This is a genomic window from Thiomicrorhabdus sp. zzn3 (assembly GCF_029767755.1).
Classification (GTDB): Bacteria; Pseudomonadota; Gammaproteobacteria; order Thiomicrospirales; family Thiomicrospiraceae; genus Thiomicrorhabdus.
Window position 1 is genome coordinate 111,531 of sequence record NZ_JARUQS010000002.1, and the last position, 22,745, is coordinate 134,275.

The 22,745-nt window shown below is 51.8% G+C and carries 20 protein-coding genes, 1 tRNA gene and 1 pseudogene; 16 read left to right on the forward strand and 6 right to left on the reverse strand.

Features of this window, described 5'->3' with window-relative positions; genetic code table 11:
- Positions 1–48: 48 nt before the first annotated feature.
- On the forward strand, positions 49–2,265 hold the full coding sequence (ovoA, locus tag QCB44_RS08160; RefSeq protein ID WP_279409346.1) for a 5-histidylcysteine sulfoxide synthase: 2,217 nt from the start codon (positions 49–51) through the stop codon (positions 2,263–2,265).
- A gap of 30 nt (positions 2,266–2,295) precedes the next feature.
- Positions 2,296–3,480: a PatB family C-S lyase gene (locus tag QCB44_RS08165; protein ID WP_279409347.1), complete on the forward strand. Its 1,185-nt coding sequence runs from the start codon at positions 2,296–2,298 to the stop codon at positions 3,478–3,480.
- Positions 3,481–3,540: 60 nt separating this feature from the next.
- On the opposite strand, the gene QCB44_RS08170 is transcribed toward QCB44_RS08165, so the two are convergent.
- A tRNA-Arg gene (locus QCB44_RS08170) sits at positions 3,541–3,615 on the reverse strand.
- Positions 3,616–3,671: 56 nt separating this feature from the next.
- The gene (locus QCB44_RS08175) at positions 3,672–4,292 is read right to left on the reverse strand and encodes a LysE family translocator (protein WP_279409348.1); all 621 of its coding nucleotides are present in this window, start codon (positions 4,290–4,292) and stop codon (positions 3,672–3,674) included.
- Positions 4,293–4,347: 55 nt separating this feature from the next.
- Between QCB44_RS08175 and QCB44_RS08180 the strand changes: the two genes are divergently transcribed.
- The gene (locus QCB44_RS08180; protein WP_279409349.1) at positions 4,348–4,536 is read left to right on the forward strand and encodes a CPXCG motif-containing cysteine-rich protein; all 189 of its coding nucleotides are present in this window, start codon (positions 4,348–4,350) and stop codon (positions 4,534–4,536) included.
- 39 nt (positions 4,537–4,575) lie between these two features.
- Complete coding sequence (locus tag QCB44_RS08185) at positions 4,576–5,619, forward strand: NADP(H)-dependent aldo-keto reductase (protein WP_279409350.1); 1,044 nt, start codon at positions 4,576–4,578, stop codon at positions 5,617–5,619.
- Between the two features lie 13 nt (positions 5,620–5,632).
- On the opposite strand, the gene QCB44_RS08190 is transcribed toward QCB44_RS08185, so the two are convergent.
- The 3 genes from QCB44_RS08190 to aroK form a co-directional block, all read right to left on the reverse strand.
- Positions 5,633–6,553, reverse strand: coding sequence for a D-hexose-6-phosphate mutarotase (locus QCB44_RS08190; RefSeq protein ID WP_279409351.1), 921 nt, complete (start codon positions 6,551–6,553; stop codon positions 5,633–5,635).
- A 125-nt stretch (positions 6,554–6,678) separates the two neighbouring features.
- A complete protein-coding gene (gene aroB, locus QCB44_RS08195) occupies positions 6,679–7,764 on the reverse strand; it encodes a 3-dehydroquinate synthase (protein ID WP_279409352.1) in 1,086 nt (361 codons plus the stop codon).
- A gap of 44 nt (positions 7,765–7,808) precedes the next feature.
- A complete protein-coding gene (gene aroK / locus QCB44_RS08200) occupies positions 7,809–8,333 on the reverse strand; it encodes a shikimate kinase AroK (RefSeq protein WP_279409353.1) in 525 nt (174 codons plus the stop codon).
- Between the two features lie 203 nt (positions 8,334–8,536).
- Here aroK and QCB44_RS08205 point away from each other — a divergent pair, with 203 nt between their 5' ends.
- The 12 genes and pseudogenes from QCB44_RS08205 to QCB44_RS08260 all read left to right on the forward strand — a co-directional run bounded on the left by QCB44_RS08205 (position 8,537) and on the right by QCB44_RS08260 (position 21,052).
- Positions 8,537–9,247, forward strand: coding sequence for an ABC transporter ATP-binding protein (locus QCB44_RS08205; RefSeq protein ID WP_279409355.1), 711 nt, complete (start codon positions 8,537–8,539; stop codon positions 9,245–9,247).
- A complete protein-coding gene (locus tag QCB44_RS08210; protein WP_279409356.1) occupies positions 9,244–10,497 on the forward strand; it encodes an ABC transporter permease in 1,254 nt (417 codons plus the stop codon). The genes QCB44_RS08205 and QCB44_RS08210 overlap by 4 nt, the downstream gene beginning before the upstream one ends.
- 47 nt (positions 10,498–10,544) lie before the next feature.
- Positions 10,545–11,291 carry an outer membrane lipoprotein-sorting protein gene (locus QCB44_RS08215; RefSeq protein ID WP_279409357.1) on the forward strand — a complete coding sequence of 249 codons (747 nt, stop codon included), beginning with the start codon at positions 10,545–10,547 and terminating at the stop codon, positions 11,289–11,291.
- A gap of 17 nt (positions 11,292–11,308) precedes the next feature.
- The gene (locus QCB44_RS08220; protein ID WP_279409358.1) at positions 11,309–12,667 is read left to right on the forward strand and encodes a hypothetical protein; all 1,359 of its coding nucleotides are present in this window, start codon (positions 11,309–11,311) and stop codon (positions 12,665–12,667) included.
- Positions 12,668–12,808: 141 nt separating this feature from the next.
- Entirely contained in the window at positions 12,809–13,426 is a 618-nt protein-coding gene (gmk, locus tag QCB44_RS08225) for a guanylate kinase (protein ID WP_279409359.1), read from the forward strand.
- A 40-nt stretch (positions 13,427–13,466) separates the two neighbouring features.
- Entirely contained in the window at positions 13,467–14,654 is a 1,188-nt protein-coding gene (locus tag QCB44_RS08230; protein ID WP_279409360.1) for a DegT/DnrJ/EryC1/StrS family aminotransferase, read from the forward strand.
- Between the two features lie 10 nt (positions 14,655–14,664).
- Positions 14,665–15,738 (forward strand): iron-containing alcohol dehydrogenase family protein, encoded by a 1,074-nt coding sequence (locus tag QCB44_RS08235; RefSeq protein WP_279409362.1) that lies wholly within the window; start codon positions 14,665–14,667, stop codon positions 15,736–15,738.
- A 291-nt stretch (positions 15,739–16,029) separates the two neighbouring features.
- Complete coding sequence (gene kdsB / locus QCB44_RS08240; RefSeq protein WP_279409363.1) at positions 16,030–16,791, forward strand: 3-deoxy-manno-octulosonate cytidylyltransferase; 762 nt, start codon at positions 16,030–16,032, stop codon at positions 16,789–16,791.
- Positions 16,792–16,829: 38 nt separating this feature from the next.
- Positions 16,830–18,065, forward strand: a complete 1,236-nt coding sequence (locus tag QCB44_RS08245; protein WP_279409364.1) for a 3-deoxy-D-manno-octulosonic acid transferase — start codon at positions 16,830–16,832, stop codon at positions 18,063–18,065.
- A 128-nt stretch (positions 18,066–18,193) separates the two neighbouring features.
- Positions 18,194–18,382 (forward strand): annotated as a pseudogene (gene rpoZ, locus QCB44_RS08250) (DNA-directed RNA polymerase subunit omega); the annotation flags it as partial.
- Positions 18,383–18,435: 53 nt separating this feature from the next.
- Complete coding sequence (locus tag QCB44_RS08255; RefSeq protein ID WP_279409366.1) at positions 18,436–20,577, forward strand: bifunctional (p)ppGpp synthetase/guanosine-3',5'-bis(diphosphate) 3'-pyrophosphohydrolase; 2,142 nt, start codon at positions 18,436–18,438, stop codon at positions 20,575–20,577.
- 88 nt (positions 20,578–20,665) lie between these two features.
- On the forward strand, positions 20,666–21,052 hold the full coding sequence (locus QCB44_RS08260; protein WP_279409367.1) for a RidA family protein: 387 nt from the start codon (positions 20,666–20,668) through the stop codon (positions 21,050–21,052).
- A 58-nt stretch (positions 21,053–21,110) separates the two neighbouring features.
- Here QCB44_RS08260 and QCB44_RS08265 read toward each other — a convergent pair whose 3' ends face one another.
- Positions 21,111–22,223, reverse strand: a complete 1,113-nt coding sequence (locus QCB44_RS08265; RefSeq protein ID WP_279409368.1) for a methyl-accepting chemotaxis protein — start codon at positions 22,221–22,223, stop codon at positions 21,111–21,113.
- Positions 22,224–22,745 lie beyond the last annotated feature (522 nt).

The window sequence follows — 22,745 nt, forward strand, 5'->3', positions numbered from 1 at the left end:
TTATTAGTATGATCGTAGCAAGCGTTTTTTGATTATCGGGAGCCTCTCATGCAGGATCATGCCACGGACGTTGCATCAACGCCCACCTCCTTGCCACCTCACGCTTCAGAAGCATCCAAGCGTCTGAGCCGAGACGATCTGATTACCCAGTCCCCAATTCTCAACGACGGCGATGTCGAAACTAAGCGTGCCGAAATCAAACGCTACTTTAATCTGACTTACGACGCCTATGAAGCGCTGTTCGATACCCTAAAAACCGATTCCGCTTTCTACGAACGGCCCTGCTCCCTGCGCCACCCGCTGATTTTTTACTTTGGCCATACCGCCACTTTTTTCACCAATAAGCTAGTGCTGGCTAAACTGCTGCCCAAACGCATTAACCCAAAAATCGAATCCCTGTGCGCCATCGGGGTTGATGAAATGTCCTGGGATGACCTCAATGATGCCCACTACGATTGGCCCAGTGTCGATGAAGTTCGCATTTACCGTCGTCATGTCCGAGCAGCGGTTAACGATCTGATCGACAGTATGAAATTCACCTTGCCGATCGACTGGAACAGTCCGATTTGGCCAGTGATGATGGGCATCGAACACGAGCGCATCCATTTGGAAACCTCCTCGGTGCTTATCCGCCAACTGCCATTGAGTTCAGTGCAGCCGCATCCGCTGTTTCCAATTTGCCCACACTCAGGCAAAGCGCCAGAAAACCGCCTTATCGATGTGCCAGCCGGAGCAGTCGATATCAACCACCAAGACCCGGCTGAAACTTATGGCTGGGATAACGAATACGGTGAACACCACGCTGAGATCGCCTCTTTTAAGGCCGCACAATACCTGGTTTCGAATAAAGAGTATCTGGCCTTTGTCGAAGCCGGTGGTTATCAAACCGATGCATTCTGGAGTGAAGAGGGCAACCGCTGGCGCGAATTCACCCCCGATAAACACCCCACTTTCTGGGTACAAAAAACCGATTTGAATGGCGAGCCAGAGTGGTGGCTGCGCTGCATGACTCAAGAGATTCCGATGCCGTGGAACTGGCCGGTGGAAGTCAATTTCCTCGAAGCCGAAGCCTTCTGCAAATGGAAAGCCAAGCTCAGCGGCCAAGCGATTCGCCTTCCGAGCGAAGACGAATACCTGCGTCTGCGCGATCACACCCATGCGCTGGCGTTACAGGATCAGGCGAATATCAATCTGCAGGAATATGCCTCTTCCACGCCGGTGGATCAGCATCCGCACGGTGACTTCTTTGATGTGGTCGGCAATGTCTGGCAATGGACGCAAACGCCGATCTATCCGTTTGACGGATTTAAAGTGCACCCTCTGTATGACGACTTCACCATGCCGACCTTTGACAATAAACACAATATTTTCAAGGGCGGCTGCTGGATCTCGACCGGAAACGAAATAAACGGTCATTCGCGTTATGCGTTCCGCCGTCACTTCTTCCAGCACGCCGGTTTCCGCTACATTGAATCGGCCGCACCGGTACAAACCGAATTCTCGACCTATGAAACCGATGAAGCGGCCGCGCAATACTGCGAATTCCATTACGGCGAGCGCTATTTTGATGTGGACAACTTTCCACAGGCCTATGCCAACCTCGCCATTGAGCAGATGCACTCCGATCCGACCTTCAGCGGACGCAGCGACCTCAAAGCATTGGAAATCGGCTGCTCGGTCGGTCGTGGCTGCTTTGAGCTGGCCCGCCATTTCGCAGCTGTGACCGGGCTCGACTTTTCGGCACGCTTTATTCAGATTGCCGAGCGTATGAAACAACAGGGATCAATTCGTTACACCATTCCGCAGGAAGGCGAGATTATGGCGTTTAAAGCGCAATCACTCGACAAACTCGGACTGGGAACCGTAGCCGAAAAGTGCCAATTTATGCAACAGGATGCCACCAACCTCAAGCCGCATTTTACCGGCTACGACCTGATTATTGCCGCCAATGTCATTGACCGCCTCTACGATCCGGGCAAATTTCTAGGCATGATCCACGAACGCCTTAACCAGGGAGGCCTGCTGATTCTGACCTCCCCCAATAGCTGGGACAGCGCCTTTACCGAACCGTCGCGCTGGCTGGGTGGCTACAAGGATGCGCACAGCGGAGAAAACGTCACCACGTTGGAGGGCTTGCATGCCTTGCTCGATGCTGAATTCGAATCGGTTGGCCAACCAATGGACCTGCCGTTTGTGATTCGCGAAACCGCACGCAAATTCCAGCACAGCGTGGCCGAAGTCACGGTGTGGAAAAAGCGTGGATAACTTCCCGTCACACTAAGTAAGGGGGTCGTCATGCCCGACAGTTCAAGTGTTTTTAGCCAAGCCTTATCACGCCAGGGCACTAACGCAGAGAAATACGAACTGCGCAAAACCCTGTTCGGACGCGATGACGTCTTGCCGATGTGGGTGGCGGATATGGATCTGCCCACCCCCGACTTCATTCTCGACGCCCTCAAACAGCGGCTGGAGCACCCGATTTTGGGGTATACGGTCACGCCGGACTCCGTCTATCAGGCGATCATTGACTGGCAGGCGCAGCACGGCTACAAAGTGGAGAAATCGCAGATCGTCTTTACCCACAATGTCGCCAACGGTTTCTTTATGGCGGTGTCCGCCTTTACCCATCCGAGCGACGCGGTGCTGGTTCAGCCGCCGGTGTATCCGCCCTTTTTAAGCGCTCCGCCGCTGAACGTTCGCAAGGTCGTGGAAGCGCCCTTGGTGCTGATCAACAACCGCTATCAGATCGACTTTGCCGCCTTTGAACGCGCCATTGTCGATCATTCGGTCAAGCTGTTCCTGTTGTGCAATCCGCAGAACCCTTCCGGCCGGGTATGGCAGCGTGACGAACTGCAACGGCTTGCGGAGATCTGCCTGCGCCACGAAGTCATTATGGTCTCCGACGAAATTCATTCCGATCTCGTCTATTCCGGACACCGACACACACCGTTGGCGAGTTTATCCACAGCTATTGCACAGGCCACCGTCACCCTGAGTTCGCCGGGCAAAACCTTCAATCTCGGCGGGCTGCAGATCGGTTACGCGCTGATCGCCAACCCCGAACTCAAAGCCGCTTATCTCAAAGTGTGCAATGCGGTCTCCATCCACGAACTCAACCTGTTTGCCATGCACGCCTTACGGGCGGCCTACAGCGAACAGGGAAAAGCATGGCGCGATCGTCTTTTAAAACATTTCTCCAACAATATTGACCGTCTGCAAACATTTTTTTACGAACACCTGCCTGACGTTAAAGTCATGCGCCCGGAGGCCTCTTATCTGGTCTGGCTCGATTTCCGCCAGCGCTTTAGCGATCATGCCCGCCTCAAAGAGTGGCTTATCGATCATGCCAAACTGGGACTCAGTGACGGACAAACCTTTGGCGGAGAAAGCCAAGTCGGCGACGGTTTTATGCGCATCAATCTGGCGGTTTCGGAAGACTCTCTGGAAACGGCGCTGCAACAGATCAAACAGGCGCTTTAAGGCCAGAAATACAAATCCAAAACGGATATGAAACTCAACAGGCCTGGTGAGAAAATGAAATGGCGCGGCCACCAGGACTCGAACCTGGAACTGCCCCTTAGGAGGGGGCCGTTATATCCCTTTAACTATAGCCGCGCAGAGGATAGGTTGCAAACCCAAGCGCGCCCATTTTAACAGTTTTTGCAGCGGAGTTAAGGCGTCGCGACCAACAGGTTCAACGCCAAAATGACAAACAGTCCGCTTGTCAGTCTGTTTAAACGCTTTTGCGCAACTTCCGAACACAGCCACTTGCCCAGCCAGGATGCAAGCAACGCAATCGTAGAAAAAACAACCAGGGTGGTCACAATCACCAAAAAACCCAACAACATCGTCTGTGACCAGACCGCTTGTTGACTACTTGAAATGAACTGCGGTAAAAACGCGAGGAAAAACAGCGTCACTTTAGGGTTAGTCAAGTTCATCCACACCCCTCTAAGGTAAAGTGTTCTTGGCGCTAACACCTCAACCTCGCGAGAAACCTTCAATTGAGCGGCGTGAAACAGCTGCCAAGCCAAATAGAGGAGATAAGCCGCTCCGAGTATTTTCAACACGGTAAAGCCCCAGACAGAAGTTTGCAACAGTGTGGCGATCCCTAAGGTCACGGCCGCCGTATGTCCAACCAAGCCCGTGCATAAGCCCAAAGTCACATAGATCCCAGCTGATGCACCGTGTTGCGCAGACTGGTTTAATACATAGAGATTATCAGGCCCTGGAACGAGGCAGATGACCGCCGTCGCTAGCATAAAGGCCATTAACACTTCAATCGAGATCACGCATTCATCCTCTGTGCATGGCGTGCATCAGTTTATCAGAAAAGGAAATCGGTCTATGCTCCAAGATCACCGCGTACAATGCCCTTATTGCTGGGAGAGCATCGAGATTCTTGTCGATGCCAGTGAAACGGAACAAGACACTATTGAAGACTGCAGCGTCTGCTGCCGTCCGATTCATTTGCGTATTCATGTCAGCGAAAACGGCGAAACCACCATTGAAGCGTTGCATGAAGACGAGGTGTGAGTTAGCCTGCAATTTTAAAACAGAGACTAAGGAAGCGTAATGATCTACAACCGCTTGGGACATTCCGATATTGAAGTCAGCCGCATCTGCCTCGGCACCATGACCTGGGGCGAACAGAACAGCCAGCAGGAAGCGTTTGCGCAGATGGATATGGCGCTCGATTACGGGGTCAATTTTTGGGATACCGCCGAACTCTATGCGGTGCCGCCGCGCGCCGAAACCTATGGCGCCACCGAAACCATCATCGGCAATTGGCTCGCTAAAAGCGGACGCCGTGCGGACATCGTCCTCGCCTCCAAAATCGCCGGACCCGGGGAGTTTGTACGCCATATCCGCGGCGGTGAAGGGCGCTTTAACCGTGAACAGATTCAGCAAGCGCTGGAGGGGTCTCTCAAACGTCTGCAAACCGACTACCTGGATCTCTATCAGCTGCACTGGCCGGAACGCAGCACCAATTACTTCGGCAAACTCGGCTTTGTCCCGCCGTCACAGCCCGAAGACACCACCGATTTTGAAGAGACGCTGGAAGTGCTCAGCGAACTGGTCAAAGCGGGAAAAATCCGCCAGATCGGCCTCTCCAACGAAACCCCGTGGGCGACCATGAAATACCTGCAGATTGCCGAGACTAAAGGACTGCAAAAAATCGTCACGGTGCAAAACCCTTACAATCTGTTAAATCGCAGTTACGAAGTCGGCATGGCGGAGATTGCCTATCAAGAAGGCGTGCAACTGCTCGCCTACTCGCCGCTCGGGTTCGGCGTCCTATCCGGCAAGTACCTTAACGGCCAACGTCCCGACAAGGCGCGAATTACCTTGTATCCGCACTATGACCGCTATCTGGGTGAAAACGCGGTCAAGGCCACTCAAGCCTATGCCGACTTGGCGAAAGATCACGGTTTAAGCCCGGCGCAGTTGGCTTTAGCCTTTATCAACAACCGCCCGTTTGTCGCCGCCAATATCATTGGCGCCACCACGCTGGAACAGCTCAAAGAGAACATCGAATCGATTGAGGTAACGCTCAGCGAAGAGGTGCTGCAGGAGATTGAACGGATTCACACCCAATACACGATTCCGGCGCCGTAACGTCTGGCAATGCTTAGCGCGATTCCAGCGAATAGATGACGGTTAGGGTGTGCTTCTCGCCACTTGGAATGGTCACTGCATTATCCAGCACGTTACCGCTCTCCACACAGGCAAAGTCCGGCCAGGCCTCTTCGGGAATGTCGTCAAAGCCTTTGACGATTTCCGGGCCGGGATTCCACACCACGCTCGACTCGGAATGGTGCTTTTCAATGCGAATTTTACGCTGATAACCTGCATCATCGATCTCAACCGGGCCATTCTGATTGAGATACACCGAATCGCGCGGTGGCTGCAGTGACAGAATGTCATTTTGAATCTCGGCAGGCCGGGTCTCATCCAGCTTATCCAGATGGGTACTGCCTTGCAGCCCGGAAATACGCAAGCCTGGCGCCTGGGATACATTGAAATAGGTATGCAAAGCTTCGGTAATCGACAGATCGTAATCGTTAGAGTTGATCGTAGTCAGTGACAGCGCCAACGTTTCGCCGATCTCAATCGTCAGTTTGAGAGAAAAATGATGCGGCCACAGCGACAATGATTGCTCATCGGCTTCGCAGCTCAGAATCACTTCGGTAATGCCGTTATCCAGCTTGACCACGCGATCGAGCTGCCACACACGATTGCGCACAAAGCCGTGTGCCGGAAGCCCGGATTCAGAGGCTTTGCCAAACCATGGCCAACACACCGGAATACCGCCACGCACCGCCTTCTGCCCGTCATATCGAGCCGTCGGACTGACCCACAGCAGATCCTGTGACGGTGTTTCACGTGAAACGGATTTGGGCGTAAAGCTCAACACACAGGCTCCATGCGGAGTAATCACCGCCTTGGCAAATTCATTGTCCACCTCAATCAGCATCAGATGGTCGCGCATGGAAAAACGCACGCCTTCAGTGTGAAACTGCTGGACCGCTTGCTCATAGAGACGCTGCATAGGCACTCCTTACTCTCAACACAATCAAAAACCGGTCAGGCCTGGATCACCCCGCCAACTGAGAAGAGATCAGGCCTGCTCAGTTTGGTTTCTGCCTTTTGTACACGCAGAAGCAGTCTCAGCTACTAACAACGGTACTCCGTCAGCGTTCGCTCCAACAAAGCCTTATCATAGTCGCCGGTGACATAGGCCTCGCCAATGGATTTCAGCAATACCAGGCGAATGGTGCCTGCCTGCACCTTTTTATCACCGGCCATCAAGTCCAGATATGTTTGGTTGGACATCTCCTGCTGATTCGGCGGACACACCGGCAATTTGGCACGTTCAAAAATCGCTTGAATACGATCAAAATCGGCTTGGTTAATATTGCCCATCAACTTGGACATATAGACCGCCTGCATGGTACCGGCACTGACCCCTTCGCCGTGCAGCCATACCCCATAGCCCATGCCCGCTTCAATCGCATGGCCGAAGGTATGCCCCAAATTGAACAATGCGCGCATACCGGACTCTTTTTCATCCAAGGCGACAATCCGCGCCTTGTTGGCGCAGGAACGCTCGATCGCTTCCGCCAGGGCTTGCGGATCGCGTGCCAGCAGCTTTTCCAAATGAGCTTCCAGCCACTCGAAAAACGGATAATCGCCGATCAGACCGTATTTGATCACCTCGGCCATCCCCGCCGACAGTTCGCGATCTTCCAAGGTGTCCAGTGTTTTGGTGTCGATGATGACGCACTGCGGCTGATGGAAGGCGCCGATCATATTCTTGCCCTGCGGATGGTTCACGCCGGTTTTCCCGCCCACGGAGGAATCCACCTGCGCCAGCAAGGTGGTCGGAATCTGAATGAAGTTGACTCCGCGCTGGAAGGCCGCCGCGGCAAAGCCGGTCATATCGCCGATAACGCCGCCGCCGAGTGCCACCAGTGTGCATTTGCGGTCAAAACGTTTGCCGATCAACGCATCAAACACCTGGTTCAACACTTCCAGATTCTTGTACTGTTCGCCATCCGGCAGCACCACCGCTTCCACTTCGAAATCGGCGAATGCCTGCTTGCATTGCTCCAGATACAGCGGCGCCACGGTGGTATTGGTCACAATCAGCACCTGGGTGCCTTTTACATAAGGCTTCACCAGTTCGGCTTGGCCCAGCAAATTTTCGCCAATAAAAATCGGATAACTTCTATCCCCTAATTCCACCGTTAATGTTTTCACTCGTGTCTCTCTTGCTTGCTTTTTGATTAGTTCAGGTCTCAAATTTAAACGACGTTTTCATCGCTCAGCTTATCCAAAATGGTTTTGACCACGCGATGCACCGGTACCTGCTGGGTTTCAATCACCAGATCCGCCATTTCCAGATACCAGGGTTCGCGCTTGACCATCAGATCGCGCAATACTTTTTCCGGATTCGCCTGCTGTAACAGCGGACGGTTACGATCGTGACGGGTGCGCTGAATCAATGCTTCCACCGGTGATTTCAAATAGACGACAAAGCCGCGACTGCGCAAATGCTTGCGGTTTTCTTCCCGTTCGACCACACCGCCGCCGGTGGCGAGAATAATCTGAGGTCGTTGCGACAATTCATCGATCACCGTCTCTTCACGGTCACGAAAACCGGATTCGCCTTCAATGTCGAAAATCATCGGAATCGTGGCACCGGTGCGCGCTTCAATCTCGTGGTCGCTGTCAACGAACTCATACTGCAGCCTTTCCGCTAAAGCGCGGCCTACCGTCGATTTTCCCGCCCCCATTGGGCCGATTAAAAAAATACTTTCTTTATGCATAGAGGCATTGTAATGGATTTAGGGGGGGAGCTCCATTCAAAGATGCGTCTTACAAGCTAAAAACTTAACCCAAAAATCGCCTGTTTTCCTATTGTTAGAAACGATAGTAAGCATTACACTAACCAACAGAATTAAGTAGGATTACTCAACCCGTTTGAGACCCTTAATTCCCCCTTCACCTTGGTTAAACGGGAGCCACAATTATGCCGATTGTCGAAGCGCGTCAGATCAGCAAAACCTATCGCAGCGGCGACATCCATGTCGAAGCGATTCATCCCATTGATTTTTCCATCGACACCGGCGCCTTTGTCGCCTTTGTCGGCCCCTCCGGCAGCGGCAAAAGCACCCTGCTGAATATGATCGGAGGCCTGGACAAACCCTCCGCCGGGCAACTTAAAGTGGACGGCATCGACATAGCGGCGTTGGACCGTAAACAGGCCGCGCAATTCCGTGGCGACACCATCGGCTTTATTTTTCAGGACTTCAATCTGATTCCGGTGCTGACCGTCGCGGAAAACATCGAATACCCGCTGCTGATGGTGCAAAACTGGTCCGTGCAGACACGTAAAGAACGCGTAAACACCTTGATGGAGGCGGTCGGCATCAGCGAACAGGCACACAAATTTCCCCACCAGCTCTCCGGTGGGCAGAAGCAACGCGTCGCGGTGGCGCGTGCCTTGGCTTCCAAAGCCAAATTGATTCTCGCCGACGAGCCCACCGCCAACCTGGATCACCAGACCGCTCTGCGCATCATCGATTTGATGAAACAGATGCGCGACGAGTTTGATACCACCTTTATCTTCTCCACCCACGATCCAAAAATCATGGATGCGGCGGAATGTCTTTATACACTCGAAGACGGCTGCTTGACGGCTCAACCCAACCCGGCTACCGCCAAGGAGGGCCAGTCATGAAAATCCTGCGTATTGCCGCACGCAATCTGCTGCGCTATCGCCGCCGCACCCTGCTGACCACGCTGCTGATTACCCTCGGCGTAATGGCCATGCTGCTGTTTGTCAGCACCTCCGGTTCCTTCAAGGCGATGATGGTCGGGCAGATCACCGATTCGATGATGGGCCATCTGCAAATCCACAAAAAAGGTTATGTCTCCTCGATCGACAGCCTGCCGCTGACGATGAATATGAAACCGAAAATGGTGGAAAAAGCCGCAGAACAGCTTGCGCAGATGCCGCAGGTGGAGGCTTGGTCAGAACGCGTCAAATTCGGCGCCATGTTCAGCAACTTTGCCGAAACCACCAGCATCCGGGTCAACGGCGTCGATCCGCAGCGCGAAATCCAGGCCTGTCCGGAACTGCCGAATCGATTGTTGAGCCAACTCGATTCCAAGGCCGGCGCCCCGTTTTTAGAGCGCGGCCAATTGATCATTCCCGAACTGATCGCCAAAGGCTTGAAGGTCAACGTCGGTGACCCGGTGGTACTGGTCGCTACCAACCGCGACGGTTCGGTCAACGGTATTAACTTTGTGGTCAGTGGCATTCTCGAAGGCCTCTCCGGCCCAGGCGGACGCGACGGTTACCTGCATATTGACGACGCCCGCGAACTGCTGCGCCTGGAAGACAACGAAATCAGTGAAATCGCCGTGCGTCTCAAATCGCCGGAACAACAGCCGGTCGCCATGCAAACCTTGCAAAAAACCTTGGGCAGCCTGACCAACCAGCAGGGCAAACCGGCGTTTGAAATCCACGGCTGGGACAAACTTTCGCCGTTTGCCAATATCGCCAAAATGATCGACCTGATGACCCTGTTTATCAATGTCATGCTGGTGGCGATCGTGTTGATCAGCGTCATGAACGTCATGATTATGGCGGTCTACGAACGTGTGCGCGAGATCGGCACGCTGGCGGCCATGGGCACGCAGCCCAATACCATTCTCAAACTCTTTGTCACCGAGGGTCTGCTGCTCGGCCTGGTCGGTGCCCTGCTCGGCATTCTGTTGAGCATCGCCACTGTTCTGGTTCTGCAGCAGGCACAGATCAGTTTCGATTTCGGCCGCCAGAGCGGCTTGATTCTGCATCCCGAGCTGACACTGTCCGACCTGATGTGGGCCTCGCTGATGGTGATCAGTGCCGCGGTACTGGCGAGTTTGCAACCGGCCTGGAAGGCGTCGCGCCTCAATCCGGTCGACGCCTTGCGCCAGGTTTGAACAGGCCTGCTCACTTTTAAGAACCGGCAACCGATCGAGGAAACCTTATGAGACGCATCACGCTTTTGTTTTTAAGTTCATTATTGACCTTTTCCGTCTGGGCTCAGCAAAGCCCGCTTCCCGATGCGGATGCCTTACTGACCCAGGTGGACCGCAATCTGCAGCCCGAATCCTACGAAATGTACCGCAAACTGATCAATATCGAGCCGGATGGGGATCGTAAGGAGTTTGTGCTCTACACCGCCAAAAAAGGCAAAGAAAAGGTGGTGGCGCTGTTTCTCGATCCGGCCAGCGAACGCGGCCGCAGCAGTCTGCGCGTGGGCGACAATATGTGGCTGTACATTCCCAATGTCGGCAAACCGTTGCGGATCACCAGCCTGCAGTCGGTGGTCGGCGGGGTGTTCAATAACTCCGACATTCTGCAACTCGATTACAGCACCGAATACCAGGCCGAAACCATTGAAAAAGACAACAATCTGTACAAACTGTCTCTCAAGGCCAAAAACCGCAGCGTCGCCTATGACCGCTTGATCATGTGGGTTGATCCCGAGCACACCATCCCGCTGAAAATCGAAGCCTACTCCGCCAGCGGCATGCTGATCAAGACCCTCACTTACAGCAAAATCAAAGAGTTCGGCAACGGCTATGTGCGCCCGGCGATGCTGACCACCGACAGCCCGCTCTATAAAGGGTATCAGTCGGTGATGCTGTTTGACGGCATTCGTCCGCGCCAGTTTGCCGACGAAGTCTTTACCCTAGACTATATGAGCCGTATCGGCGAACTGCGCGACTAACCGCGGGTTTGGAATCCATGCTTTTTTTCGTATTCCGTAAACACCGCCATCATTCACGCCCTAAACCTTGGTTTTGGACAGGCCTGCTCGGTTTCTGCATGGCTTTGAATGCCGCAGCCGAGGAAAATTTCAGTTTTGATCTCAGCGCCTACCAGAAAAAGCCCTATGAACTGAACGGACGCATGGATCTCATGGCCACTCAGATTCAGGTCAATGGCGGTTCGGCCTACAGCCATCTCGCCTTTAAAGGGGATTCCGCTGAAGACTTTATCCGTTATAACGGCGAATTGGAACTGGAAGGACTCTATCGCTGGGAGCAAAGCTCAGTGCACGCCCGCACTCTGTCGCAATGGCAGGATGACGTCTTTAAGCAAACCACGGAACATACCTTGCAGGAAGCCTACTGGCATACGCAAGCCAGCGAGCGCTGGCAGTTCGAGCTCGGCAAGCGCGCGGTCAAATGGGGCAAAGGCTATGCGTGGAATCCGGTCGGTTTTGTCGAACGCCCCAAAAACCCCGATGAGCCGGAACAGAACCGCGAAGGCTTTGTCCTTGCCGGCACCACCTATACCCGCAGTTTTTCCGCTCCAAGCCAAGCGACTGAAAACTCAACAGGCCTGCTCAAAACCGTTTCCGCCTCCTTGTATGTACTGCCGGTCAACGAGAATCTGAACGAAGAACTCGCCCTCTCACAGCAGGATATTGACAATGCGCTGCAATGGACCGCAAAACTCTATGCGCTGGTCGGTCAGACCGACCTCGAATTTTATCTGCATCAGAGCAGTGACGGCATCCGCGATACCGGTTTGAGTTTTGCCAGCAATCTGGCGAGTAACCTGGAAATTCACGGTGACTTCGCCTGGCTCGATCCACGCAACAGGCTGACCATAGATGCGGATTCCGGCACGCTTGAAAGTGAACAAAGGGGGCGCTTTCAGGGTCTGATCGGCCTGCGTTATCTCAGCCCTAACGACACCACCTGGATTGCCGAATGGCTCTATAGCCCGCAAAATCCGAGTGAAACCGAACTGAACACCTTTTATCAATTCGCCAAAGCCGAACCGAATACGCCTGAATTCCAGCTTGCCCAACTGGCCAAGAGCGCCTACAGCCAAACTCCACCCGGAGAACACGCTCTCTATCTGCGCATCAGCCAGAAGGACTTCTGGGATCAGGTCTATCTCAATGCCGCCTTGACCGGATTCTACAACCCGCTGGATCACAGCTATTCGCTGACGCCGGAACTGAGCTATAGCGGCTATAAAAATCTCGAGCTGCGCCTGCGTAGCAGCTGGTTGCAAGGGGCGCAGAACTCGGAATGGGGTGAAAAACTCAGTGGCTTCAAAACCGAGTTGCGCGCACGCCTGTTTTTCTGATAAACGGCAATCCATTCTCAGCTGTTTTTAACAGAGTCCGGCGAAATTCCATCTGCCCCGATTTCTCTGTTAAAATAGCCGACTACGAACGAAATTGTGCGCAAAATCATTGGCGCCGTGCCAGTTTGAATTGGAGACTTTATGAGCGGATCGCTTTACATTATTTCAGCCCCTTCCGGTGCAGGCAAAACCTCGCTGGTAAGTAAACTCATAGAGATGGACAGTCATATTACCGTCTCCATCTCCTCCACCACCCGTCCAATGCGCCCCGGTGAGGAAAACGGCGTCAACTACCACTTTTTGACGGTTGATGAGTTCCAGGAAAAAATCAAACAGGATGATTTTCTGGAACACGCCCAAGTGTTTGACAACTTTTACGGTACCTCCAAAAGTAGCGTCGAAGCCCAGTTGAACGCGGGTAAAGACGTGATTCTGGAAATTGACTGGCAGGGCGCACAACAGGTACGTAAACTGATCCCGGAAGCCATTTCAATTTTTATTCTGCCGCCTTCGCTGGACGAATTGCAGCGCCGCCTGAATGGCCGCGGCACCGACAGCGAAGAGGTGATTGCTCGCCGCATGCGGGATGCCGTCAATGAGATGTCTCACTACGACGAGTTTGACTATATCGTCATCAATAACCATTTTGATACCGCACTGAAACAGTTGCACAGCATTTTCAGCGCAGGCCGTCTGACCAAGGCCAAACAGATCGCTCAGCATAAAAACCTGATTGATGGCCTGATTATGAACCACTAATTTTTAGAAACGCGTTTTATTTTGACCAAGGAGTCACCGCATGCCCGGTTTTGAGATTTTTGACGAATCCGAAAAACAGCAAATCAACGAAGTCATGGAACAAGGCTTCACCTTCCGCTACAACTTCGACGGCATGCGCAATGACGTCTGGAAAGCACGCGAACTGGAAGGCATGATCTGCGACACCCTGAAGGTAAAACATGCTCATCTGGTCTCCAGCGGAACGGCGGCCCTGTCTACCGCCTTAGCCTCGGCAGGTATCGGTGCCGGCGATGAAGTGATTGTGCCGCCGTTTACCTTTGTCGCCAGCGTGGAAGCGATTGTGCTTGCCGGAGCGATTCCGGTCTTCGCAGAAATCGACGAGACGCTGACACTGTCGCCGGAAGGCATTGCGGCGGCGATTACGCCACGTACCAAAGCGGTCAACTTCGTGCATATGTGCGGTTCCATGGGAAAAATGGACGAAATCAAAGCGATCTGTGATCAGCACGGACTGATTCTGCTGGAAGACGCCTGTCAGGCCACGGGGGGAACCTATAAAGGTCAAGCCCTGGGCACCATCGGCCAGGTCGGTACCCTCTCATTTGACTCGGTCAAAACCATTTCCTGCGGAGAAGGCGGCGCCGTCTTGACCAATGACGAAGCCATTTATAATAACGCGCACATGTATTCCGACCACGGTCACGATCACATTGGTATGGACCGGGGTGCAGAAGGTCACCCGATCATGGGGACCAACTACCGTATCTCAGAAATGAATGCCGCGGTCGGTGTCGCCCAGTGGAAAAAGCTCGATCGTATTCTGGAGATTCAGCGCCGCAATAAAAAAGCGCTGAAAGAGGCATTGGCGCAGTATCCGGAAGTGTCTTTCCGCGAAATTCCCGATGAATCCGGCGACAATGCCGGCTTCTTGAGTTTCTTCCTGCCAAGCGAAGAGCGTGCGCGTGAAGTGGTCTCGGCCCTGGCGGAACAGCAGGTGCCCGCCGTGTTTTACTGGTACGCCAATAACTGGCACTATTTCAAAAACTGGAAACACATTCAGGCCATGCAAGGTCCGGCCAAATTGCCGATTGAGCTGATTGCGGACCGCCCTGACTACACCCAGGTTCACACTCCGAAATCGGATGCAATTATGAGCCGAACCCTGTCTATGCTGATTCAACTCAGCTGGACCGAAGCGGACATTCAGCAGCGTATCGACGCCTTTGCAAAAGTATTTAAAAAATAAGGTTTATCCAATGAAATTCCGTAACTTTAAAACCGTCCCTAAAATGATTTTCGGTCGCGGTTCCTTCGACCAACTTGACGATGTCTTGGCCGCAGAACGTAAACAGGCTGACGATTTCGTGGTGTTTGCCGTAGACCACGTCCACCAAAACCTGCCACTGAAAGAGCGCATTCCCGCGCAGCCTCAGGATATGATCATCTGGGTGGACACCACCGATGAACCGAAAACCACCTATGTGGACCAGTTAACGGAAGAAGTCAAAGCCTTCGGCAAAGGCAAAAACCCGGTGAGTGTGGTTGGCCTGGGCGGCGGTTCGACCCTGGACATGGCCAAGGCGATCTCGTTGATGCTGACCAATGAAGGGGGCTCTGCCAAATACCAGGGTTGGGATCTGATTAAAAACCCTGCGGTACACCATGTAGGGATTCCGACACTTTCGGGTACCGGTGCCGAAGCGTCGCGCACTACCGTATTGACCGGTCCCGACAAAAAATTGGGCATGAACTCCGATTACACCGTCTTCGACCAGATCATTATGGATCCGGACCTGATTGCCGGCGTGCCAAAAGAACAGTGGTTCTATACCGGCATGGATTGCTATATTCATAATATCGAAGCTTTGAACGGTACTTACATCAACGAATTTGCCCGCGCATTTGGCGAAAAATCATTGGATCTGTGCTACGAAGTGTTCCTTAACGATCATCCAGAAGCAGACGAAAAACTGATGATGGCTTCCTACATGGGGGGCCAATCGATTGCCTACAGCCAGGTTGGCGCGTGCCATGCATTGTCTTACGGTTTATCTTATGTATTGGGTTACCACCACGGTATCGGCAACTGTATCGCCTTTGACGTGCTGGACGACTTCTATCCGGAAGGCGTCAAAATCTTCCGTGAGATGATGGCCAAACACAATATCACTCTGCCTAAAGGGATTACCAAAGACATGTCTGAGGCAGACATGGATAAGATGATCAAAGTCGCGTCCGGTTTGGCTCCCCTGTGGGAGAACGTGTACGGTCCGGATTGGCAGACACACGTAACACCTGAGCTGCTTCGTTCTTTATACAATAAAATGTAATTTGGCCAGTCAATTCGGATGACAGCCGGGTTGAATTCACTCCCTTTCAAAAAAGTTCGTTCTGACGTTTAGCGCAGGGAGTGGGAAAATGTTGCGTTGTTTGAGCAAAGCGAGTTCGCAACCTTCCGCTCACAAGCCTAGCGTCATAGAACTTTTTAGCAGGGTGGCCTTTTTTGGTTACTTTTTTGGCCACGCAAAAAAGTAACAAGAACACAGCTGGAAACACCCAGGTTCTTATCACTGCGAATCGCATTAATGCTGCTTAACCTCTTTTAAGAGTAAACACCAATCATGAATACTTATGTCTTTATCCCCGCCCGTTACGGCTCTTCCCGTTTACCAGGAAAACCTCTGAAACTGATCAACGGCAAGCCGATGATTCAGCACGTCTATGAGCGCATTGCCAAGGCCAAAGGATTGGCGGGCGTGTACGTGGCAACCGATGACGAGCGTATTCGCGAAGTCGTCGAAGGCTTTGGCGGCAAGGTGGTGATGACCCCGGCGGAAGCGGCGTCCGGCACCGACCGTATTGCCGCCGCGGCGAATGCCGTCGGTCTCAAAGACGATGACCTGATCGTCAATGTACAGGGCGACCAGCCGCTGGTCCATCACGAATCGATTGAAGATGTGATCGCGCCTTTTTTTGCCGACGATTACGACGGTTCTTTTGAAATGAGCACCCTGTCGTTCAAAATCGTCAACGAGGCGGAAATCACCAACCCGAAAGACGTCAAACTGGTGACCGACGTCAACGGTTTTGCGCTTTACTTCTCGCGCGCCACCATTCCACACGGCCGCGACTACTGGGATCACGACAGTTTCAAACACTTGGGCGTGTATGCCTACACCAAACGCTTTGTGGACAGCTTTAATGCGCTGCCGATGGGCCGCCTGGAAGACATTGAAAAGCTCGAGCAGCTGCGCGCGCTGGAGTACGGCCACAAAATCAAGGTAGTGGAAAGCCAGTGGGATTCGCCGGAAGTGGATCTGCCGGGTGATATTGCGGTCATGGAAGCCCTGCTCACGGCTGAAAGTCTGGCCCAGCCTAACTGAGCAGGCCTGCTCGGTTTTTCGCGGATACGACACGACCCATGCTGATTTATCAACTGCTGATTCGTTTACTGAGCCCCTTGATTGTCGCAATGATCATCGTGGATGCGATCAAGCGCCAGGGCGGTTGGTCGTTTATTCTGCAACGCCTTGGCTTATATTACCCAGCCTGTCCGCAATGCGACTCGCCGATTTGGATTCACTGCGCGTCGGTCGGCGAAGTGCGTGCCGCCGAAGCGCTGATCAGAGCGGTGCTTGCGAAGAACAGCCCGGTTTCAATTCTGATCACCACCAGCACACCGAGCGGACAACAATTGGCCCAGCAGTTATTTGCGGACAGGGTGACTTACCGCTACCTGCCGTTGGACTGGCCCTATGCAATTCGCCACTTTATCCGCCGCCACGGCCCTTCATCCCTGTGGATTATGGAGACAGAACTGTGGCCCAATTTGTATCATATTGCCGACCGAAAAGGCTTAATCCTGACGATTGTAAATGGCCGTTTAACCGAAAAAAGTCTTAAAGCGCCTAAGTGGCTAAAAGCGGCTTTCCGTAAAGCACTGGGCCATGTTCAACAAATTCTGGCGCGTTCGCAACTCGATGCCGACCGCTATCATACATTGGGAGCCCCGTCAGAGAAAATCAAGGTAATCGGCAATCTCAAATTTGCCAATTTAAAGGCGTTAGCGGATTCGCCCAAGCCGCTGTCACGCCCCTATGTGCTGTTTGCCTCCAGCCGAGATCGCGAAGAACTGCCGGTGACGGAAGCCTGGTTAAGCTTGAACCGTTCGGAACTGCTGGTGATTGTCCCGCGCCATCCGCAACGACGCGACGAGATTTTAAGTGCGCTTGCCAAGTATCGCGACTGCATTGCCGTGCGCAGTCTCGGCGAAACGTCTGATGACAAAACCCGAATTTATGTGGACGACCGGTTTGGCGTCCTCATGGCCTATTTTCAGCATGCTGAAGTGGTGATCATGGGCGGCGCCTTCACCCCAAGAGGCGGCCACAATATTCTGGAACCGGCCGCCTATGGCAAAGCGGTGATTACCGGAGCAGATATGTCGGATTTTTTGGACGAGATGGCGCTGCTCAAAGCTCACGATGCCATTATACAAATCGAATCGACCGACCAACTGGCTACCGCCCTCACCGAATTGTTGGAAGATCCAGTTAAACGCCAGCAGATAGGTGAAAATGCCCGTCGTGTGATCGAAAATCAAACCGGCATCATCGAAACTTATTTAACCCATCTAAAACACTCTCCGTTCATTTGAAAGCAAACAGGCCTGATCCTTTTGGTCTTCCGTCACTGCAAATCAAATTAGCTTTCAAAATCCACTTAAAATCCCTGTAATTTAAGGTAAAATAATCCTTTACTGTAAAAATTATATGGATTGATATTATGGCTCGCGTAACCGTTGAAGATTGCTTAACTCAGGTTGAAAACCGTTTTGAATTGGTCATTGTGGGTGCCAAGCGCGCTCGTCAATTGTCAAACGGGGCAGAACCGACTTTGGAATGGGACAATGATAAACCAACCGTCATGGCTCTGCGTGAATTAGCAGAAAATACCGTTAACCGTGATGTTGTTATGTCAGATCCTGATACACCTCCTTACTTCAGCTAATCCCATTTTAGCGCTCTATGCCGACACCCAACTCTCTGGATCGTCTAGTTGAAAAAGCGTCGCTTTATCTAAGCGACGAGAGCGTGGACAAAATCAAAGACGCCTTTGAATTTGGCGCACTGGCCCATCAGGGACAGACCCGCAAAGCGGGCGGTGATTACATTTGGCACCCGGTTGCGGTTGCTGAAATCCTAGCGGAAATGCAGCTTGATCAGGAAAGCCTGATCGCTGCCATTCTCCACGATGTCGTTGAAGACACCCCCTATACCAAGCAAGACATTATTGAGCGTTTTGGTGAAAACGTCGCCGAAATTGTCGACGGCGTCACCAAGCTGGGTAAGCTCCAGTTTGAAAATCCTCAAGAAGCCCAAGCAGAAAACTTCCGCAAAATGATTCTGGCCATGGCACGCGATATTCGCGTCATCCTCATTAAACTGGCCGATCGTCTGCACAACATGCGCACCCTAGGCGTAATGCGTCCGGAGAAACAGCGCCGCATTGCCCGCGAGACTCTGGACATTTTTGCACCGATCGCCGCCCGTTTGGGTATTAACGCCATCCGGATCGAGCTCGAGGATCTTGGCTTCAAAGCAATGCACCCTCTGAGATTTGCAGTACTGGAAAGCGCCGTCAAAAAAGCGCGCGGCAACCGTAACGAAGTCATCGAGCATATCACCGAAACGCTGCAAAACCGCTTGGAACAGGAAGGCATTCCGGCACGCGTCCTGGGGCGTGAAAAACACTTGTACAGTCTGTACAAAAAGATGAAAAATAAGCGTCAAAGCTTTAGCGATATTCTGGATATTTTTGCCTTCCGCATCATCGTACAGACCGCGGATGAATGCTACCGGACGCTCGGAGCCGTGCATTCGCTCTACAAACCCCTGCCCAACCGCTTCAAAGATTACATTGCCATTCCAAAGTCCAATGGTTATCAATCTTTGCACACCACCCTGTTTGGACCCTACGGCGTGCATTTGGAAGTACAAATTCGTACCGAAACCATGCATGAAGTGTCGGAGCACGGTATTGCCGCCCATTGGCAGTATAAGGATGGGGAAGAAAATCCGGAACACGCACTCAGTGCCGTTGAGGTGCGTGCACAAGAGTGGGTAAAAAATCTTCTGGAAATTCAACAAAGTGCCGGTAACTCGCTCGACTTCCTGGAAAACGTCAAAATTGACCTGTTCCCCGACGTGATCTATGTATTTACCCCCAAAGGCGATATTATCACTCTGCCTAAAGGGGCGACACCGGTCGATTTTGCCTATGCAGTACACACCAATATCGGCCACTCAACAGTGGCTTGCCGCATCGATAAACAACTGGTTCCGCTGAGAACGCCCTTGGAAAGCGGGAAAACCATTCACATCATCAAAGGGAAAGACGCCCAGCCTAACCCGGCATGGCTTAACTTTGTCACTACGGCCAAAGCGCGTTCACAGATCCGCCACTTCCTGAAAAATCAAACTTCCGGGGCCTCGATCAGCTTAGGACAAAAACTACTGAGCAAAGCGCTGCGTAACCACAATATGGCGTATGAAGGTCTGACCGAACTGATTCGCCGGGAAATCGCCAGTGCACTGAAACTGGAGAACTGGGAAGATCTGCTCAGTGAAATCGGCCTAGGCAACCGTATGGCCGGCCTGGTTGCCAAGCAGATTCATGATCTATTACTGGGAACCGAAGACCATCTCCCAGCGAAAAACGTCAACCCGGATGCCCCTTTGGCGATCTCCGGTACAGAAGGGATGGTGATTCATTTTGCCAACTGCTGTCACCCGATTCCTGGCGACGAAATCGTTGGCTTTATGAGTACCGAGAAAGGCTTAGTCATTCACCGTTCGGACTGTCACAACGTTAAAAAAGTGAAATCGCAAACCGAAAAACTGCTGGATGTGAACTGGGAAAAAGAGCAGAACGCCACTTATCTGGCGGAAATTCAGCTTGAAGTGCAAAATCAACGCGGTGCCTTAGCCACTATTGCGAATGAAATTGCCAAAAATAAAACCGATATCGAACGCGTACGCTCGGAAGACAAGGATGAGACCTACAGCCAAATGAACTTTGTGATTGCGGTACGCGACCGCGTCCATCTGGCTCAAGTCATGCGCTTTCTAAAGCGGATTCCGATCGTCGAAAAAATTCAACGCATCTAGTTTATGCAATGTAATGGGCCAGGTTTGACCAGGCCTGTTCAATTTGACAACCCTATTTTTGACATCACGATTTAGAAAAGGAAAAACCATGCGCGAAGTGATTGCAACCGAAAAGGCACCTCAGGCCATCGGAACCTACTCCCAAGCGGTACGTTTCGGTAATACTGTCTACCTTTCTGGACAGATCGGCCTTATTCCGGAAACCATGGAATTGGCTGAAGGAGACATTGATGTGCGTATCCACCAGGTTTTTAAAAACTTATCGGCCGTCTGTGAGGCCGCGGGAGGTTCCCTTCAGGATATCGTTAAACTGAATATCTTCCTGACCGATATGAGCCATTTCGCAACGGTTAATGACATTATGGCGCAGTATTTCCAGCAACCTTACCCAGCGCGTGCTGCGGTTGCTGTCAAAGAACTGCCTAAAGGCACGGATGTGGAAATGGATGGCGTCATGGCGTTATCGAGCTACTAAGCTTGACCATAAAGTTTTGCACTGAGCTAACTGGGAGCCTTGCGCTCCCATTTTGATGTTAAGCGCTCTGCAGCAACTCTTCGTCCGTACAAAGTAAACGGTTATCCCTTTCACCTGCCGCGGCGATGGCCTCCAAAGCCTCCGAAACCAGATGACTCGCCTGCTCCATTTTCTCTAAATAGTCATACGCGACATCCATATCGCCGAGCTCATAAGCCTCCAAAGCCTTCTGACCTAGGGTATGCACCTCAATGTGAGGTCGCTCTAAATCCGGATACCCCGGCAATTGCGAGTAACAATTCACGCCTTCACCTCGGTAATACCACTCGCCTAGTCGACAATTATTATGATCGACAAGCTCATCAGACTTCAGATTCGACAGACCCATAAACACTTTGTAAATTTCCATTTTAAAGACATTATGGTCTACCTTAGCCGCACTCACGAAACTACGTAATGCCCCTGCCGAAATGATTCCTTCCATACTTCGGTTAGACGCAATGAGCTCAGAAATGCTTTGATTCGCGCTCTCTCCTTTAGAACTCAATTGCGTCGTTTGCGAGGAAAGATCCATAATCTGATTCTGAGATTTTTTCACCTCATTCTGAATCAGCCCCACCAAACCGGCAATTTCCGACGTTGCTTTGGCCGTTTTCGAACTCAGTACACGCACCTCATCGGCTACCACAGCAAAACCACGTCCTGCTTCTCCGGCACGCGCGGCTTCAATCGCGGCGTTTAACGCCAGCAGATTGGTCTGTTCAGAGATGTCTTCGATCAATGAGACAATACCGCCAATTTCTTGCGCACGCTCCTCAAGCGAAGTGACCGACTTAGAGGTATCCATCGCCACCTCATTGAGTTGCATGATGCCGGAGGTGATTTTAGACAGGTCATTTTGCGCTGACTGCGAAATTTTAAGCGAGCCGACTACATCCTGGCGACCATGCGCCAAACTGTCACCCAAGGTGTTCATACTCCCCTGAAACACCTTGACACCATCCGCATATGCCCCTAAGGACTCAAATAGACGTTGCAATGAAGGTGGTATGCCCTCTGTCGTGGACTCCATATTCATCTGCAAATGATTATCCAACTCACTTCGTAGCTGTTCAATTTGTAGTTGATACTCCTGCTTTTCTTCCAGCAGAGATTCAACTTGTTGAGTCAAACGCTCAACCTCTGTTTGCAATTTTTTTGTTTTGTTCCAGTTAAACATTTAAATAAAACCTTTTCATGACACCTGAATCTTTAAAGCATCATGCATGCCACAATTCAACATAAAATAATCATAATCACGTAGATAAAACCAAGCGCTTATTAAAGCAAATTTTGCCGTAAAAGAAAGGGTTCGCTTCGGATATCATGATTTTTTACAAAAAACTATTTGATAATTGTTTTTATTTGCATTAATATTAAAAATATACTTTTAAGCCCTCTTCAGAGGGCTTGTTCGTATTCTTCCTCCTTGAAGTCTTGATACAACACACTCAGTTCCCCTGAGTTTTCTATTTTTAGGCGGCTTTATACCGCCTTTTTAACCGCCATTACCAAGATATGTGACATCTCAAAGGACGCTTAATTATGCAAAACATGCCATTTCAGCCTCCCTTTACCCACTGTTCCTCGTTCGGACAAACGCATTTTTTACTGATTCAAGAAAATCACTACCTGAGAAAGGAATTAATTAATG

What these genes read in the sequence shown, in the direction of transcription:
- ovoA (WP_279409346.1), top strand. Translation starts at nt 49, where the DNA reads ATGCAGGATCATGCCACGGACGTTGCATCAACGCCCACCTCCTTGCCA.
- QCB44_RS08165 (WP_279409347.1), top strand. Translation starts at nt 2,296, where the DNA reads ATGCCCGACAGTTCAAGTGTTTTTAGCCAAGCCTTATCACGCCAGGGC.
- QCB44_RS08180 (WP_279409349.1), top strand. Translation starts at nt 4,348, where the DNA reads ATGCTCCAAGATCACCGCGTACAATGCCCTTATTGCTGGGAGAGCATC.
- QCB44_RS08185 (WP_279409350.1), top strand. Translation starts at nt 4,576, where the DNA reads ATGATCTACAACCGCTTGGGACATTCCGATATTGAAGTCAGCCGCATC.
- QCB44_RS08190 (WP_279409351.1), bottom strand. Translation starts at nt 6,553, where the DNA reads ATGCAGCGTCTCTATGAGCAAGCGGTCCAGCAGTTTCACACTGAAGGC.
- aroK (WP_279409353.1), bottom strand. Translation starts at nt 8,333, where the DNA reads ATGCATAAAGAAAGTATTTTTTTAATCGGCCCAATGGGGGCGGGAAAA.
- QCB44_RS08205 (WP_279409355.1), top strand. Translation starts at nt 8,537, where the DNA reads ATGCCGATTGTCGAAGCGCGTCAGATCAGCAAAACCTATCGCAGCGGC.
- QCB44_RS08210 (WP_279409356.1), top strand. Translation starts at nt 9,244, where the DNA reads ATGAAAATCCTGCGTATTGCCGCACGCAATCTGCTGCGCTATCGCCGC.
- QCB44_RS08215 (WP_279409357.1), top strand. Translation starts at nt 10,545, where the DNA reads ATGAGACGCATCACGCTTTTGTTTTTAAGTTCATTATTGACCTTTTCC.
- QCB44_RS08220 (WP_279409358.1), top strand. Translation starts at nt 11,309, where the DNA reads ATGCTTTTTTTCGTATTCCGTAAACACCGCCATCATTCACGCCCTAAA.
- gmk (WP_279409359.1), top strand. Translation starts at nt 12,809, where the DNA reads ATGAGCGGATCGCTTTACATTATTTCAGCCCCTTCCGGTGCAGGCAAA.
- QCB44_RS08230 (WP_279409360.1), top strand. Translation starts at nt 13,467, where the DNA reads ATGCCCGGTTTTGAGATTTTTGACGAATCCGAAAAACAGCAAATCAAC.
- QCB44_RS08235 (WP_279409362.1), top strand. Translation starts at nt 14,665, where the DNA reads ATGAAATTCCGTAACTTTAAAACCGTCCCTAAAATGATTTTCGGTCGC.
- kdsB (WP_279409363.1), top strand. Translation starts at nt 16,030, where the DNA reads ATGAATACTTATGTCTTTATCCCCGCCCGTTACGGCTCTTCCCGTTTA.
- QCB44_RS08245 (WP_279409364.1), top strand. Translation starts at nt 16,830, where the DNA reads ATGCTGATTTATCAACTGCTGATTCGTTTACTGAGCCCCTTGATTGTC.
- QCB44_RS08255 (WP_279409366.1), top strand. Translation starts at nt 18,436, where the DNA reads ATGCCGACACCCAACTCTCTGGATCGTCTAGTTGAAAAAGCGTCGCTT.
- QCB44_RS08260 (WP_279409367.1), top strand. Translation starts at nt 20,666, where the DNA reads ATGCGCGAAGTGATTGCAACCGAAAAGGCACCTCAGGCCATCGGAACC.